This is a genomic window from Rhizobium sp. CF080, assembly GCF_000282095.2.
GTDB lineage: Bacteria > Pseudomonadota > Alphaproteobacteria > Rhizobiales > Rhizobiaceae > Neorhizobium.
The window spans coordinates 519,759-534,579 of record NZ_AKKC02000004.1; the positions used below are offsets into that span (position 1 = coordinate 519,759).

The window sequence follows — 14,821 nt, forward strand, 5'->3', positions numbered from 1 at the left end:
CGTTGTGCGGGGGCCTTGTCACGATGACTGTAAGCGCTGCTGCTTCGTTCTGTTGCGTGAGCGCAGGCTCTGCAGCGGAATAAGGTTCGTACTCAGGAAAGGAGTAAGGAGAAGAGGTGTCGGAATGCTGCCGATACCGACAAGTCTGCGATAGGCGGCCTTCATCGCTGTATATGGTTCCGCCGAGCCAGTCCGTTGGCGATCTCAGTCGTTGAAAAACGAACACGGTCGAAGAAGACCCGCGAATAAGCCAGAACCAGTTCCGGTTGAAGTGTAAAAAGCGCACTTATCACAACGGCCACGGTCGTCGCGACGATCCGACCTCGTTCGGCTGTGACGTAAGGGAAATTCGCTCGGATTGTCCATGTAAATGCAGACTTTGACGGACTTGAATTCGATTGTTCCAGCATGCCTTGGCACCTTCTCTAGTGAAGCCGCTTAAGCTCTACGGGGACAGCCCATGTCGTTGTGCTAGGTAATGTTGAGAAGTGTTATGTTTTGTTGACCGCACTCCGAACAAGTAGCAGGAGACCGCTCGGCGTAGGTGGGGGGCGCCAGCCGCAGCAAACGGCCTATCCCGATGCCGATCGTGAGATAGGAAACCAGCACCGGATAAGGTTGGATGCCGTTGATTTGCTGCGGCTTTCTGGACTTCTAGAACTTGTAACCGACCATCAGCATCGCAGACGGCTGCACGTCGTTCTGAACGATCGGGCTGTCCTTCGCATCGCCGGTGAGGAAGCCCACTCCTGCCTGGCCGCGGATAACCCAGTGTTCCGTCGCCATATATGTCACGGACGCCTCGATATCGAAACGTTTCAGCCCGGCGCTGGCCTCATATTGCCGCAACCCCGATCTTGCGGACTGGGCAGCGGTGACTCCAAAATAGCTTTCCATATGGTTGTCGTCGGCGAAGGTCGCGGAAGCGCCTGCGGAAAAAATAAAGCGATCATAGTTATGGGAGACATTTGCTCCGACCTGACCGAGGAGGCCGTCGCTGCCGCCGATCGTTTTGTCGATGGACGCATAAAGTTCCATCGGTCCCCATTCATACGAGAGCTTCGTTCCGACGACAGCGCCGGCGTCGATATCACCGAGCCCTTTCAGATGAGAGGAATCGTCTTCATCGCGCCCACCCCCTAACTCGTAACCGCCCTTCGCCGTGAGCTTGAAACCCTTGGCTGCCAGCACGTCGATGCTTAGCCCACCCGGATCGACGGTGACGCGATCACCGAAGGTTGCGGAGATCATTGGGATGGGGACGATTTCAAACTCGTCGGATCCTTCGAATTTCGGCGCATAAATGGCTCCGGCGCCGACCATGACGTTCCAGTCGGAAAGCTTCTGGCGGATGCCGCCGAAGCGCCCCTTGTCGAAGTTCTCCGACGGGGGAATGGCCGCCGCCTCACTCTCGTAAAGGTCGGCAGCGCGTGCCTCAAACAGGGGGTAGGCAACCACCGCGAGCCCGGCAGCGATGACTATCTGCCGCGGGCAGCTTAAAAAGGGCTTGGTCAATGACATTCGAATTGGTTCCTTGAGTCTGACAGAGAGTTTTCAATGGGCGGGAGTATGAAAGCCCGACGCGCCTTGCCTCTCGCGGTCGCACAATCTCGAACGACGCCGTTAACTTGGGTTTTGTGATGTTAAGAAATGTTGCCCAGATCGACGCTGGCGACCTTGCCGGTGCTTTCGGTATTCAACTCGACCGGCGCGCGGCCGAAGGCGTAGCGGCGCCTGGCGACGGGTCAGTTGCAGCTTAACATATCAAAATATCTTTACCCCGTGACTTCAGGGGTGTTTTCGCGACAATGAAACACGAAGGGTTTGAACACCTGTCGATACACTATGCAGGGCGAATACATGACAGCTCAACATCTCATCGCGCCAGAGGCCGTATCTCGCATTCTTCTTGTCGAGGACGACGACGAGATCGCTGCGATGGTCATCGAAATGTTGACGGAGAATGGTCTCGAGGCTGTTGCGGTTGGCTCAGCCGCCAACATGGATATTATCCTGAGGAAGCAATCCTTCGATTTGGTTGTGCTCGACGCCATGCTGCCAGGAGAAGATGGTTTCAGCATCTGCCGTCGGCTGCGGGCATCATCAACGATCCCTATCGTCATGCTCACGGCGCTCAGCGATGAAATCAACCGCATCGTTGGGATCGAGCTTGGAGCCGACGACTATATTACCAAGCCGTTTCACCCGCGGGAACTCATGGCGCGCATAAAGGGGCTGCTGCGGCGTGCATCATACGGAGCAGAAAGACTTGCACAGCAACCAGCCCTGCAGTTCGCCGGCTGGCAGATCGATCCGCTTCTGCGACAACTCTTGAACCCTGAGGGGGTGCATGTTTCGATGACGACGGCCGAGTTCGACGTTCTCCTCGCATTTTGCCAAAATCCGGGTCGTGTGATGACGCGCGAGCAGCTTCTTCGACTGACCCATGCCGGCCTTGCAGGTCCGGTCGAACGCAGCATCGATGTCCATATCAGCCGCGTTCGGCAGAAGATCGAAGCCAATGTTCGCGAGCCGACCTTCATCAAGACGGTCCGGCTAGGGGGTTACATGTTTACCCCGAAGGTCGAGGCCTGCTGATGTTTACACGTTTTCGGGTTGGATCGATCCGCCGACAGATCGCAGCTCTCGCTATTGGCCCCATCACAGGACTCGTCACCCTGGGTGCCATTTCTGAATGGGCGTTGCGCGACGATCTTGAGAGTATTTCCTATGCCCGAACGACGGCATTGAAGATCGAGACGGTCATCGATCAGGTAAGAGAGTCCGCTTCCGCAGTGCAAAGGGCCGCGATCCTGGACGCAACGTCCAGGACGGGGCTTCGGGTGGAAGAAGTCGCGACGGCGGAGCTTTCACGGGGTGAAGCAGACATTTCCTTTGAGGATGTCCGCCACCTTGTGCAGGACAACCTGCCAGACAGCTTCGCAACGGCTTTCCGCCCGGAGACTTCTGCCGGAAAACTGCACAATGTGCTTGTCGTTGGGATCGGTGACGATCGAGCTCTGGCGTTTCTGCCCGCGTCACCTCCTCCCGATGCCTGGATCAGCGACCAGCAAGTCAGTGTCGTCCTGCAACTGATGGCTCTTGTCCTGCCGGTGATCCTCCTGTCGCTGTATGCGGCACGGGTGATTTCGGCTCCCCTCCTTGAATTTGCGAAAGCTGCAGAAACGCTGAAGCCCGATGACGGGCCTGACAGACCTTTCGACGAACGTGGTGCGGCCGAAATTCGAACTTTGGCCAAATCACTGAACGACATGCGCAGCCGCATACGCAGCATGATCGACGACCGCACGCGCATGTTGCGCGCGATAAGCCACGACCTTCGCACCCCGCTGACGCGCCTGCGCCTGCGCGCCGAACGCTCGACGCAGCCGGAGCTGAAAGCAGCGCTTTTGAAAGATATCTCCGCTCTCGGCGACATGATCAACGATACGCTCACCTATCTCAGCAAGGAAATGGCAACGGAGAAACCGGTCAATGCTGACCTGCCGAGTTTATTGGCAACCGTATGTTCCGACTTTACCGACATAGGCTTCAATGTGAATTATGTCGGGCCGGAACGCTTTACCTATCGCTGCAAACCGCGATCGCTGGCGCGCGCGATTACAAATCTCGTCGAGAATAGCACCAAGCTCGCCCAGGATATCTCGGTAGAGCTTTCGGTCCTTGAAAATGGGACCGTGCGAATGAGCGTTGTCGATGACGGCCCTGGCCTTCCAGGCGGTTTGCGCACCCGCGTGTTGGAGCCCTTTTTCAAAATCGATGCGGCGCGAACCTCCTCCGACCGCAGCGGGTTCGGTCTCGGGCTCTCGATCGTCGACGACATCGTGCGGGCCCATGGCGGCACGATCGAACTTCTGAACAGAGCGCCGCACGGCCTTGCGGCACATATGGATTTTCCTGCCGAGGGGCATGCTGGGTGCGCCGCCGCACCCAAGAAATCGGCTGGCAATTTCGCCCGTGCCGGTTGACCGAAGTCCAAAGGTGGACTGTAAGATTGACGTCAGCAAAGGCGTGAGAGCTATTCGGTTCCCAGCGCTGATGAGTGTTCTGTCGATGGACGCTGGCCATCATCGCCAAGGCGATATAAAAGCCGACACCACCAACAGGCAGATCGCGATGGATGACTCGATCAAGATAGACAATCGCGGCGACTTCGGGCTCTGGGCCATCGAAGTGGCCAAGCAGATCGTCAGCGAACAGGGTTTTGAATTGGCCAGAGCCGCGCGAGACGGCACGGACGACGAGTTGCGCGTCGCCGGCAACGCGCTGGGGCAGGCGATCACCAATGCACTCATCGAGGTTTACGATGGTCTGCTCGAAGGAGCGCCTGAAGAATAGAGCCGCGAGTCCTCCATAAACGGCGCCAAGATCATGGTCGATGGCGGCATTCATGTGACGGTTTGGTGAGCCGGGACTTAACCCAGGCGGTGCTGACATGCTCTATTGTGTTTGGACTTGAAGACCCGATACCGGGCAGGCTGGTTTAGTCCGAGACTTGGCCGGCCTCTCGGGTATGGACCGCCACGCAGTTGCGACCGGTCTTTTTTGCAAGGTAGAGCGCCGCATCCGCCTGACGCTGAAGCTGCTCTGCCGACATAAACTCACTGCCTTGCATCAACGCCGCCACTCCGGTGCTGACGGTGACATAAGGAAGGACGCGAGAGGTGGGGTTCGGAAGAGAGGCAGCCTCTACTCGGCTGCGAATTCTCTCAGCGACCACCCTGGCTTGTTGTTCATCAGCGCCCGGGAGGAAGACGAGAAACTCTTCGCCGCCGTAGCGGGCGACCTGGTCCCGCTCGTCTCTCATACTGCTCTGAATGATGCCGGCAACCTTCACGAGGCAGCGGTCGCCTTCGGCATGCCCGAGATTGTCGTTGAGGCGCTTGAAGTCGTCGACATCGCACATCAGCATGGCCGCGCCTCTGGTTCGGGTCAGGTCCTCGTTCCAGAAACCATGCAGCGTTTCCATCATCGAACGCCGGTTGGCGACACCAGTCAGCGGGTCGGTTCGCGCAAGCAATTCCAGCTGGGAATTGGCATCAGCAAGTGCCGCGAGGCGACTTCGATCTCGCAGCTCGAGCAGGAAAGTCTTGTGCGCCAAGATCGTTGCGGTGCGTCGGGCCACGATGGTTGCGACCACGCCGCTCGCAAAAAACAGCGTGCCAGCCAGGGCACTTCCCATGTCGATGTCTGGATTGCGCAGTTGAAACACCAGGTAGATACCGAGGGCAGAAGCGCCGATCACCATCGCCCAACGGAGGGGAATGGGAAATATGATGATGGCAGTGACGGCCACAAAAAGCATGATGGTCAAATGGCGCTCGTAGAACTCGCCACCGGTGTTGACGCCCACCAAGGCGACAGACAGGAGGATGAGAAAAACAGCCGAGAGGATGCAAATTCCCTGCAGCCACAAAGCATGTGGCCGCCGGAAGACTATCGCCGCAAAAAGAGCTGCGGGGGGAAGGATAGACGCCGGCCAAAGCATCGACATCACAGTTCCGGTCGGAAGCAGGATCGCGTTGAGGCCCAACGTCAGCCCGTCGAGCACGATGACCCAAACCATCCACGCGCGGATGATCTTGGCAGTCTGCGGCCATGAGCGTTCGCGAAAAAGCTGGGCCAGGTCCCCATTGAGCCGGATATCACGTGTGCGACCACCAAGTAAGCGCTCGACTTCGGCCACAATGGGCGGGCTCAACCTCTGGAGAGGCTTCCGCGGAGACGCTCTTACCGGATTGACAGAACCTGTGGTTCGCTCGGCGTCCATGTGTCGGATCTAGGGTGCAGATCATCGGAGACAAGACGGGCGCTGAGTCGGCCGGAAAAGACGATATGCTTGTCCGATGATTTTATCGCGTGACGTCGGGTCGGGCGCCTAGCCTGGCAGGCATGCGGGTCCGATGGGATCGAATGTCTTATAGGTCAGGATGAACTCGCGATGGCCGAGCAGTTCGGACTTGGTTGCCTGGCCGTTCGCGACGGAAAGGACCAGGTCAAAGATCTCGTCTCCAACTTCGGATAGTTTTGCGCGGCCTTCCAGGATGCGGCCGGCATCCACGTCCATGTCGCCCGAGAGCCGACGGTAGGTTTCCGGATTGGCGCAGATCTTGATGACCGGCGCGATCGCCGAGCCGGACACGGAACCGCGGCCGGTGACGAAAAGGGTGAGATGACAGCCGGTCGCGATCAGCTCGACGATTTCGGCATTGTCCGAGACATTCGGAAAGCCGAAACGCACGTCGCCGTCCGGCACGACATCCATCAGGTAGAGCCCGCCGCGCGGCGGAATGTCGCCCGGCTTGATCAGGCCCGAAATAGGCGAGGAGCCCGACTTGGCATAGGCGCCCATCGATTTTTCCTCGATCGTCGAAAGCCCGCCATCGGCGTTGCCGGGCGCGAAACTGCCATAGCCCAGGGTGGCATAGTAGCGGGCGGCCTTCGCCACGGAGGCCCGCAGCTCGTCGCCAAGCTCCAGCGTCACCGCCCGGCTGGCCATGATTTCCTCGCATCCGATCAGCTCGCCGGTCTCCTCGAAAATGCACGCGGCGCCCGCCTCTACCAACCGGTCAAAGGCAAGGCCGGCGGCAGGGTTGCCGGTCATGCCGCTCGTGCCGTCGGAGCCGCCGCAGATTGTGCCGATGATCAGTTCGCTCGGGTCCATGGGCACTCTCGTGACCCCATCCAGCTCTTCCAAGCGTTGGGCGACCCAGTCGATGCCGTCGGTAATCGTCGAAAGCGTTCCGCCATTCTCCTGGATCGTGAGGGTCGCAACGGGTCTGCCGCTCGTCTCCACGATACGGGAAAGCGAGAACTTGTTGAAGCTCTCGCATCCGAGCGACAACAGCAGGGCTGCGGCAACGTTGGGGTGCGTACAGAGCCGTTCCATCATGCGCTGGGCATAGGGGTTTGGAAAACAGCCCGGAAAGCCGATCAGATGGACGTCCTTGCCGCGGAAATGACTGACGATTTCCCGACCGACGTGATGAGCGCATTCCACCAGATAGGCGACGACCACGATGTTGCGGATACCCTTGCGGCCATCGGGCCTCAGATAGCCGAGAATGGGGGCCCGTTCGCCTGTCATGACGCGGTATCCGCGATCAGGTGCGTCCTGATGTAGTCGCTCTTCAGATTGTGGATGTGCACGTGCTCGCCGGGCTCGATCGCCCGTGTCGCGGAGCCGATCGGGACACCGTATTTGACGACCTTTTCACCCGCTCCGATTGAACATCGCGCCAGCTTGTGGCCGAGTTCGATCGTCTTCGCCAGTACGTGTGGTTTGCGGCCGATGACGATCTTCTCGCCGGCATCGATGCGCCGGCAGGCTATCAGGACATTGTCGCGGTCAGAGAGCAGAAGCAGGCGCGGATCGTTCATTGCCGGCTCACATGACGCCGAAGGTCTGGAATGCGTCGCACGCGCTCATGCCGTTGCGGATGGCCGTTGCAACCTTGTTTTCCGTGCTGACCTTTTCCAGCGCGCGCTCGATCGCCTCTTTTTCGGCCTCGCGGGGAATGACCAGCACGCCCTCGCGGTCACCGAAGATGAGGTCGCCGGGCGTCACCCGGATGCCTTCGATCTCGATCGGACAACCGTAGTCGATGACCTTGCCGCGCGGACCCTGGTCCTGCGCATAGATGCCGCGCGAGAAAACGGAGAAGCCGAGCTTTTCGATCTCCCAGGAGTCGCGAACATAGCCGTTGAGCACTGCCCCGGCCGCCTTCAGCGTCTGGGCTCTTGTGGACATCAGGCCACCCCAGAGGGCATAGCGGAAGGAGGAGCCGCTGGCGATATAGACCTCGTTCTCGGTCAGGCTATCCAACGCTTCCATCATGATGCCGAACGGCTTGTTGGCAAGCGGTCCCTGCGCGTCGGGCGAACCATCGGAAAAGACATCCGCCTCGAGCACGGGCATTGCCCGGCCGATGACCTTCATCTCCGGCTGCAGGGGAGCGATACCGGCCGGCAGGAACTGCCGGCGATGGCCCATGACATCGAGTACGTCGCCGACAACGGCCGTGAAAAGCTCCTTGCGGATAACCTCGAACATCGCCTTGTCGGCTGCGTTTACGTCGGTCGTCATAGTGTTGTTCTCCCTTGAAAGTTTGTCTCAAAAGCCGTGCAGCGCGCCGCCATCGACCACGATGATGTGGCCGGTAACATAGGCGGCGGCACGCGAGGCGAGATAGGTCATGGCCCAGCCAATATCGGCGCCTTCTCCGAAACGGCCCATCGGAATGCGGCTGTTGATCTTGCGAGCCCGTTCCGGATCGGCAGCGGTTGCCTGGCGCAGCAGGGCGGTGTCAATCCAGCCCGGCGCTACGCCGTTGACGCGAACGCCGACGGGCGCAAGTTCTGTGGCCAATGCCCGCACCATGCCGACATAAGCGGATTTCGCAGCGGAATAGCCGATCACGTTGGGAATGCCGAGGAACGAGCTCATCGACGCGGTGAAGAGAATGCTGCCTTCTGCTTCGGTCACTTGCGGCAGGAAAGCGCGCGACAGGGCGAACGCACCTCCGACGTGGACGTTCAGCACGGAGTTGAATGCCTCAACGCTCATCTCGCCTAGCGGCTTCTTGACCGTGTTGCCGGCATTGTTGACGAGGATCGAGACTTTCCCGAATTTTCGTTCGATGTCGCGGGCGAAGTCTTCCGCGCCCGCCGTGTCGGTCACGTCGAAGACATGATTTTGAGCGGAGGGGCCGAGCGTTTCGCAGGCCTTTACCAGCTTGTCGGCATTGGTGCCGACGATCGTAACCCTGGCGCCGGCCTGGACAAAGCAGGTGGCGATCGCAAGGCCAAGTCCGCTTCCGCCGCCGGTGACGAGCGCATGCTCGCCCGTCAGTCCGAAGATATCCTGAAGGCTCATACGTCTTCCCTCGCGTCGATCCGGACGACGATCTTGGTAAAGCCACCGGGGTCCTTGTCCCAGGCCTCCATGGCGGCACCGGCCTCCTCGATCGGCACGACACGCGAAATGATGCGGTCGCCGGCATCCGGATGTTGCTTCAGATAGGCAATGACATCCTGGAAATCGGCAAGCTCCGATCCGCGGGAGCCGCGGATATCCATTTCCTTGAGCAGGAAATATTTGGTGTCATAGGCGATCGGGTTCTTGGCGTAACCGACATAGACGACCCGGCCGCAGGATGCGACGAGATCGATCGCCTGCCGGAAGGTCACATCCGCGCCGACCGCCTCGATCACGGCCTCCGGGCCGTCGCCGTTGGTGATATCGAGAACATGCTTCAGCACGTCCTCGCGCGATGCGTCGATCGTTTCATCGGCGCCGAGCGCTTCGGCTACGGAGAGCTTGTCGGCGCTTAGATCGACCGCGATCACCCGTGCGCCCCGCCTGACGGCGCCGAGCAGGGCGCCGAGACCGATTACGCCACAGCCGAGGATGACGACCGTTTCCCCCGCCTTCAAGTCGGAGCGGCGGACGGCATGGAAGCCCACGGCGATCGGCTCGATCAGGGCAAGATCCCGCTGGCGCATGCCTTCGACCGGGACGATCTTGGCTACGGGGACGACCACCGTGGAGGTCATCGCGCCTTCGCGCTGCACGCCCATGGTCTGGTTGTTCTTGCAGGCATTCGGCCGGCCGAGGCGGCAGGCATGGCATTTGCCGCAGTTGAAGTAGGGCAGGATGGTCACGGACTGGCCGATCGCCAGTGAGCTGACGCCATCGCCGAGAGCGGCGATCGTGCCGGAGATCTCATGGCCGGGAACGCGGGGGTAGGAGATCAGCGGATTGAGGCCGCGAAACGATGTGAGGTCGGAACCGCAATAGCCCACATATTCCATTCGGACTGCGACTTCGCCGGGGCCGGGTGTCGGTTCGGGCAATTCGACCAGCGAAATTTTTCCGGGTTCATCAAGGCAGACTGCTTTCATCATCTGCTCAGGCCTCGCAGATCGTGCTGTTTTCGATGAGGTCCCAGTCGAGTTCCACCCCGAGGCCGGGACCGGAGGGCGGTGTCGCATAACCGTCCTTGATCGGCAGCGGCTGCTTGAGGCCGAACGCAAAGTTCTCCATCGGATAAAGCACTTCGAAGAAGTCGCAGTTCTTGACCGCCGCCGCGCAATGCAGGTTGACGATCTCCATCGGGTGGAAGATCGAGGTGTGGATTTCGCAGTTGACGCCGAAGGCCTCCGCAAGGCGTGCAGTCTTCATGACGCCCGTGACGCCACCCGTCCAGGACACATCGGCCCGGACACGATCGACCACCCGCGTCGATATGCACTCGGCAATGCTGTAGGGGTGCTTGGCAAGGACTTCCGTTCCGACGACCGGAATCTCAAGCGTGCGCGTCAGCTCGCGAAGCGAATGGACGTCCTCGTCGTAAAGCGGCTCCTCGAACCAGTAGAAGTCGAGGCGTTCCAGCTCGCGGCCGAGGCGGATCGACTGTTCGAGATTGAACATCGAGACCGGATCGGACATCAGGGTGAAATCCGCCCCGACCGCGGCGCGGACCTGCCGGTGTACGTCGATATCGTAGTCGAGATCGAGGCCGGGCGTGTGAAGCTTGTAGGCCTTCAAGCCTTCGGCCTTGGCGCGCAGGGCCTCGTTCACGTAATCCTGCGGTTCGGAGAGGATCATTGAGCTGCCATAGACCGGCACGTTTTCGCGGTATGCGCCGAGATATTTGTAGAGAGGCTGGCCGGCGGCGGCAGCTGAGAGCAGCCAGAGGCAGGTGTCGAACGGTCCATAGGCGTAGATCGGCAGATGGCCCCACCAGCGGTCGGCCACCCGGAAATCATGCCAGGCCTTTTCCCGATCCAGCGGATCGCGACCGATGAAGAACGGGCGGAGCGTATCGGCGATCAGCCTGCCGGCCCCTGGCGCGGATCGGCCCGCAAATCCAAAAGCAGTCGCTTCCAGCCCGATGTCGGTGACCATCGTCACGGTCAGAAATTCAAATTTCTGGAAATCTCCGGTTCGAAATGCGCTGGCGGCAAAGTCGCCTGGTTTGCGCTGGCAGCAGCGCACTTTCACGTCCGTGATCTTCATGGGAAAGCCTTCAATAAGCCGATCGTGGCGGTGTCGGGGCCCGAAATAACACCGGACCCCGGTCATTCTCAGAAACGGGGCAGGTCGACCTCGACGCCCATCCACTTCTTCTGCAAGGCTTGCAGCTCGCCCGTCGACTGGAGCATGAAGAGCTCGGTGTTCAGCCAGTGCAGGAAGTCTGGATCGTTGCGGCGCAGGCCTATGGCCATCGGGGCGGACGCCACCACGAACTGCTTCTTGAGCTTGGGGTTGCGTTCTTCGACGGCACGGGCCAGCGCGCCGCTCGTCACGATGCCTTCGACCTGACCTGCGAACAGAGCCTGCGACGTCGACGCGTCGTCGTCATATCGCTGCAGCTGGACGCCTTCGACGGCCTTCTTCGTCATGACGATGTCATTCGTGCTGGCGCGCGTGACACCGAGTTTCTTGCCCGATAGGTCTTCGATCCTGTTGATTGGCTTGTCGGCCGGGCCGACATAGACCTGCTGATCGACATAATAGGTGTTTGTAAACGCGATCGCCTTGGCGCGCTCGGCCGTGATCGAGAACGAATAGATCACGATGTCCAGCTTGTTGGCCGTCAGATTGGGAATGCGGTTGGCGGCCGTCGTGTCGACCAGGTTGACCTTGACGCCGAGATCACGGGCGATCAGCTTCGCCACGGATACATCGTAGCCATCGGGCTGCATGTTGCCGTCCATGAGGCCATAGGGCGGCGTTCCGAGGCCGACCCCCACATTGATGGTGCCGCGCTGGATGATCGTATCCAACGTACTTTGCGCCTTTGCGGGCAATACGGTCGCCATCACGACAGCAAGCCCGATAGCAAGTTTCTTCAACAGCATGCACTTTCCTCCCTCTAGTGATGAATGAAGCTCAGTTGGTAGTCAGTTGCAGCCGCCGCTCCAGCCGCCGGCTGGTGTAGGACAGGACGGAGCAGATAACGAAGTAGATCGCGGCAACCGTCAGGTAGACCTGCAGCGGCTGGAATGTCGCGCTGGAGACGATCTGGCCGGCCCGCGTCAGCTCGACGAAGCCGACGATCGAGGCGAGCGCCGTATTTTTGACGACCTGGACGGTGAAGCCGACCGTCGGCGGTATGGCGACGCGCAGCGCCTGCGGCACGATGATATCCGTCATCGTATGCCTCCAGCCGAGCGCGAGCACAAACGCGGCCTCCCATTGGCCCTTGCTGATCGACTGGATCGCGCCGCGCCAGATCTCGCCGAGGAACGCGCTACCGTAGAGCGCGAACCCGATGCCGGCCGCATAGATCGCCGGCAGGTCGTAGCCAAGGTTGGCGATGCCGAAATAGGCGATGAAGAGGATGACAAGCAGCGGCGTGCCTTGGATGACGTAGATATAGGCCTGTGCGATCCAGCGAAGCCAGGCGAAGCGCGACAGCCGCATCAGCGCAATCGCCACGCCTCCAAGGCCGCCGCCGATCAGGGCGATCACCGAAAGGACGACTGTCCAGCTCGCGCACTGCAGCAGAAACCCGACATGATTGATGTTGAATGTCTGGAACATGATCTTGCTCAGCGGCCCGCGTAACGGAAGGAAAAGAGGATGCGGTCGAACGCGGCGAAGGCACCTTTGAAGGCGGCCGTCAGGGCCAGATACAGTGCCGCGACGACGAGATATGCCTCAAGGCTGCGGAAGGTCAGCCCCTGGATATCATTGGCGACGCCGGTCAGTTCCGGGACCGAGATAACCGACACGACACTCGAAGCCAGCATGATCAGCACGAACTGGCTGGTGAGCGCCGGGAAGATGGCTGAGATCGCCGGCACCAGGACGACATAGCGAAAGGTCAGGTATGGCGACATGCCAAGAGTCCGCGCTGCCTCCCGCTGGCCCTTGCCGATCGTCTGAATGCCGGCGCGAACGATCTCGGTCACATAGGCTCCCGCGTAGAGCGTGAGCGACAGGATGGCGGCGGTCATTTCCGAAATCCGGATGCCGACCGAGGGCAGCCCGAAATAGACGATATAGATCTGCACCAGGAACGGCGTGTTTCGGATGATTTCCACGTAGGCGGCGGCGATGGACGACATCACTTTGGAGCCCGATAGGCGCATCAGCGCTCCGATCACGCCGACGCACATACCAAGCACGAGCGCCGCGACCGATAGCGCAAGCGTCAGCAGGACGCCGTGTACGAAGAGATCGCTGCGCGCGAACGTCCCGGAAAAATCTAGGTACCCCATACTCGATCCTCAAACTTCAAAAGAGGTTCGGCTCCAACGTCTCCGCAAGAACCTTCACCTGACGAAGGGTGTTCTGGCGGCTTCTCTCGAGGTGTCGTTGCAGCGCGCTGACGATCTGGCTTTTCTTGCCGGCAGTGACCGCGTCGAGAATGTCCTGATGCTCTTCGACGGAGCGGCTGTAGTCCCCCGGAATGGAAACGAAGACCGTATGCGTCTGGCTGACGATGCGCGCGTGGGTCTCCGATATCATCGGTATTCTGGCGGCGCCGACCAGCGCACTGTGAAATGCGCGGTCATACGTGAGCGCTTTCGTGAGATCATCAAGCGACGCGCCTGTCGCAAAACGCCGATGGTTTTGAAGATTGTCCTCGAGTTTCGACCGCAAGGCCTCGTCCAGTCGTCCGGCATCGAACGCCGCCTCGACAGCACCTCGCTCGATCAGCATGCGGGCCGCATAGAGCTCCTCGACGTCTTCCTCGTTGAAGCTGCGGACGACCATGCCGCGGCGCGCGGAGTTCACCAGAAGCCCGTCGGCCTCCAGCCGAAGGCAAGCCTCCTTCACCGGCGTCGGACTGATACCCAGCTGCGAAGCGAGTTCGTTTGGCAGCAGCCGCTGTCCGCCTGAGAGGCGTCCGCTCACGATAAGGGAGCGAAGTTCCTGATAGGCCTGTTCGGCCAAAGTCGTCTTGATCATGCTCATGGCCGGAACATCATCCAGCTTTAAGCACGACGCAAGAAAAAAATTAAAAATAGAAAATTTTTTATTTTCTGTGTTCGGGATTTCAGGCTACAAGGCAAGCCGCAATGAATGAGGAGGGTCCTATGGACGCAAACGGCGGTGCTTTCGTAAAGCTGCGCGATGCGGTGAAGATGTTCGGCGCTTTCCAGGCGCTGGATCATGTGAGCCTGGATGTGGCAAAGGGCGAGAAGATTGTCGTCTGCGGGCCATCCGGTTCCGGCAAATCCACCCTGATCCGCTGCATTAACGGGCTGGAGGAGCTGCAAGCGGGCTCGGTGGAGATCGACGGCAAGCCGCTGGCAGAGAAATCCCGCGGGCGGATCGCCCCGCGCCGTGACATCGGCATGGTGTTCCAGCAGTTCAACCTATTTCCGCATCTCAAGGTGATCGAGAACTGCACGCTCGCACCGATCCGCGTGCTCGGAAAATCGAAGGCCGAGGCGTACGAAAGGGCAATGGAAATGCTGCACAAGGTGCGGATCGCCGACCAGGCGGACAAATTTCCATCACAGCTTTCGGGTGGTCAGCAGCAGCGTGTCGCGATTGCGCGGGCACTCTGCATGCAGCCCAAGATCATGCTTTTCGACGAGCCGACCTCGGCGCTTGACCCGGAAATGGTCAAGGAGGTGCTGGATACGATGGTGTCGCTGGCTTCCGAAGGCATGACGATGATCTGCGTGACGCATGAGATGGGCTTCGCCGGGCAAGTGGCCGACCGCATCGTCTTCATGGACAAGGGGCAGATTCTTGAAGAGGCCGCTCCGAAAGACTTCTTCGCCGCACCCAAACACCAGCGTTCCCGCGAGTTCCTCTCGCAGCTCATTCATTGAT

Annotated in this window: 16 protein-coding genes; 4 read left to right on the plus strand and 12 right to left on the minus strand. The window is 60.0% G+C overall.

The features are described from left to right. Positions 1–654: 654 nt before the first annotated feature. Entirely contained in the window at positions 655–1,521 is an 867-nt protein-coding gene (locus PMI07_RS09460; protein WP_007753867.1) for a MipA/OmpV family protein, read from the minus strand. 339 nt (positions 1,522–1,860) lie between these two features. Here PMI07_RS09460 and PMI07_RS09465 point away from each other — a divergent pair, with 339 nt between their 5' ends. The 3 genes from PMI07_RS09465 to PMI07_RS09475 all read left to right on the plus strand — a co-directional run bounded on the left by PMI07_RS09465 (position 1,861) and on the right by PMI07_RS09475 (position 4,359). After that, the gene (locus PMI07_RS09465) at positions 1,861–2,598 is read left to right on the plus strand and encodes a response regulator transcription factor (protein WP_007753864.1); all 738 of its coding nucleotides are present in this window, start codon (positions 1,861–1,863) and stop codon (positions 2,596–2,598) included. Continuing rightward, positions 2,598–3,989 (plus strand): ATP-binding protein, encoded by a 1,392-nt coding sequence (locus PMI07_RS09470; RefSeq protein WP_007753862.1) that lies wholly within the window; start codon positions 2,598–2,600, stop codon positions 3,987–3,989. The genes PMI07_RS09465 and PMI07_RS09470 overlap by 1 nt, the downstream gene beginning before the upstream one ends. Before the next feature lie 148 nt (positions 3,990–4,137). Then, complete coding sequence (locus tag PMI07_RS09475) at positions 4,138–4,359, plus strand: hypothetical protein (RefSeq protein ID WP_007753860.1); 222 nt, start codon at positions 4,138–4,140, stop codon at positions 4,357–4,359. 145 nt (positions 4,360–4,504) lie between these two features. Here PMI07_RS09475 and PMI07_RS09480 read toward each other — a convergent pair whose 3' ends face one another. From PMI07_RS09480 to PMI07_RS09530, 11 genes are all read right to left on the minus strand, one after another. Beyond that, positions 4,505–5,791 (minus strand): GGDEF domain-containing protein, encoded by a 1,287-nt coding sequence (locus PMI07_RS09480; RefSeq protein WP_051484110.1) that lies wholly within the window; start codon positions 5,789–5,791, stop codon positions 4,505–4,507. Positions 5,792–5,899: 108 nt separating this feature from the next. Further along, positions 5,900–7,108 (minus strand): UxaA family hydrolase, encoded by a 1,209-nt coding sequence (locus PMI07_RS09485; protein ID WP_007753856.1) that lies wholly within the window; start codon positions 7,106–7,108, stop codon positions 5,900–5,902. After that, positions 7,105–7,401, minus strand: a complete 297-nt coding sequence (locus PMI07_RS09490) for a UxaA family hydrolase (RefSeq protein WP_007753854.1) — start codon at positions 7,399–7,401, stop codon at positions 7,105–7,107. The genes PMI07_RS09485 and PMI07_RS09490 overlap by 4 nt, the downstream gene beginning before the upstream one ends. 7 nt (positions 7,402–7,408) lie before the next feature. Further along, a complete protein-coding gene (locus tag PMI07_RS09495; protein ID WP_007753852.1) occupies positions 7,409–8,107 on the minus strand; it encodes an RraA family protein in 699 nt (232 codons plus the stop codon). A gap of 27 nt (positions 8,108–8,134) precedes the next feature. Continuing rightward, on the minus strand, positions 8,135–8,896 hold the full coding sequence (locus PMI07_RS09500; protein WP_007753849.1) for an SDR family oxidoreductase: 762 nt from the start codon (positions 8,894–8,896) through the stop codon (positions 8,135–8,137). Next, positions 8,893–9,927 carry a zinc-binding alcohol dehydrogenase family protein gene (locus tag PMI07_RS09505; RefSeq protein ID WP_007753847.1) on the minus strand — a complete coding sequence of 345 codons (1,035 nt, stop codon included), beginning with the start codon at positions 9,925–9,927 and terminating at the stop codon, positions 8,893–8,895. Before PMI07_RS09505 ends, PMI07_RS09500 begins: the two co-directional genes overlap by 4 nt. 4 nt (positions 9,928–9,931) lie before the next feature. After that, positions 9,932–11,041: an enolase C-terminal domain-like protein gene (locus PMI07_RS09510; protein WP_007753846.1), complete on the minus strand. Its 1,110-nt coding sequence runs from the start codon at positions 11,039–11,041 to the stop codon at positions 9,932–9,934. 68 nt (positions 11,042–11,109) lie between these two features. Beyond that, on the minus strand, positions 11,110–11,886 hold the full coding sequence (locus tag PMI07_RS09515) for a transporter substrate-binding domain-containing protein (RefSeq protein WP_007753844.1): 777 nt from the start codon (positions 11,884–11,886) through the stop codon (positions 11,110–11,112). A gap of 31 nt (positions 11,887–11,917) precedes the next feature. Then, positions 11,918–12,571: an amino acid ABC transporter permease gene (locus tag PMI07_RS09520; RefSeq protein ID WP_024163694.1), complete on the minus strand. Its 654-nt coding sequence runs from the start codon at positions 12,569–12,571 to the stop codon at positions 11,918–11,920. Positions 12,572–12,579: 8 nt separating this feature from the next. Continuing rightward, positions 12,580–13,251 carry an amino acid ABC transporter permease gene (locus tag PMI07_RS09525; protein WP_007772425.1) on the minus strand — a complete coding sequence of 224 codons (672 nt, stop codon included), beginning with the start codon at positions 13,249–13,251 and terminating at the stop codon, positions 12,580–12,582. Between the two features lie 16 nt (positions 13,252–13,267). Then, positions 13,268–13,951 carry a GntR family transcriptional regulator gene (locus tag PMI07_RS09530; RefSeq protein WP_007772424.1) on the minus strand — a complete coding sequence of 228 codons (684 nt, stop codon included), beginning with the start codon at positions 13,949–13,951 and terminating at the stop codon, positions 13,268–13,270. 122 nt (positions 13,952–14,073) lie between these two features. Here PMI07_RS09530 and PMI07_RS09535 point away from each other — a divergent pair, with 122 nt between their 5' ends. Continuing rightward, positions 14,074–14,820, plus strand: coding sequence for an amino acid ABC transporter ATP-binding protein (locus PMI07_RS09535; protein WP_007772423.1), 747 nt, complete (start codon positions 14,074–14,076; stop codon positions 14,818–14,820). Position 14,821: the final 1 nt, after the last annotated feature.